General features: G+C 70.7%; 1 protein-coding gene. It reads left to right on the forward strand.

Going from position 1 to position 1,273, the window contains the following annotated elements:
• Positions 1–254: 254 nt before the first annotated feature.
• A partial coding sequence (locus tag ACGFNF_RS30360; protein WP_393172357.1) for an IS110 family transposase occupies positions 255–1,273 on the forward strand: 1,019 nt, incomplete at its 3' end.

Raw genomic sequence — 1,273 nt, forward strand, 5'->3', positions numbered from 1 at the left:
CTGACTGTGAGGCTGGCCGGGTCGGCCCGAAGGTGATGGGCTGATGGCTGGTGGCAGCGGACGTGACTCTTGCCCTGACTGGCTTCGTGCCTTTGGCGGGACTTGTCCGTCCGCTGCTGCCGGCGCCGGCCCGGCGGGAGACGTTTGGCCTGATCAGGAGCTTGACCGCCAGTTAGCGGCTGGCGTGTCTCATCACAGTCCTGCCATCTCCGCACCGGACCGGACCTCGCGTCCCCACGGTGAGGAGAGAACGCATGTCCATGCTGGCAGATCTGGTCGAGGTCGTCATCGGCGTCGACACCCACAAAGACACCCACACCGCCGCGCTGCTGGATACCCGCACTGGCGGGGTCCTGGCCCGGGCGACGGTGAGCGCCGATCCGGACGGCTATGCCGAGCTGGTGGCCCTGGCCGGGCAGCATTCGGGGCTGCGGGCATGGGCGTTGGAAGGCTCCGGCGGTTACGGCGCCGGCCTGGCCCGGCACCTGGCCGATGCCGCTGAGCTGGTCGTCGAGCTGGACCGGCCCCTGCGACCAGCCCGCCGTGCCGGGGCGAAGTCGGACCCGATCGACGCCGAACGCGCCGCCCGCGACGCATTGGCCCGCACCCGGCTGGCGCAGCCCAAGACCGGCCCCGAACGGGCGGCGTTGCAGGCACGGCTGACCGCCCGACGGGCAGCCGTCCAGGCCAGCGCCACCGCTCAGCGGCAGTTGCACGCCTTGGTAATCACCTCACCCGAGGTGGTGCGGGCCCGATTCCGCGGCCAGAGCACCCGCCTCATGCTCACTACCGCCACCCGACTACGCCCCACCACCAACGCCGACGTCGAGGTGTTTACCTGCCTGAGCGTGTTGCGCGACCTCGCTCGCCGCGTCCGCTTCCTCGAAGCCGAAGCCGCCGCACACGAAAAAGCGATCCGCGCGATCGTCCGGTCCTGGCGCCCGGACCTGCTCCAGCTCACCGGCGTCGGACCGATCGTCGCCGCCACCGTACTCACCGCCTGGTCCCACCCCGGCCGCTGCCGCAACGACGCCGCGTTCGCCATGCTCGCCGGCACCGCACCCATCCCCGCGTCCTCCGGCAAGACCGTCCGCTACCGCCTCAACCGCTCAGGAGACCGCCAACTCAACCGCGCCCTGCACACCGTCGTCCTGACCCGGCTGCAACGCGACGAACGAACCCGCGCCTACGCCGACCGCCGACGTACCCAAGGCAAAACCGACCGCGAAATCAAACGCTGCCTCACACGCTACGTCGCCCGAGAGCTCTACCG

This window comes from Micromonospora sp. NPDC048868, from assembly GCF_043198195.1.
GTDB lineage: Bacteria > Actinomycetota > Actinomycetes > Mycobacteriales > Micromonosporaceae > Micromonospora > Micromonospora reichwaldensis.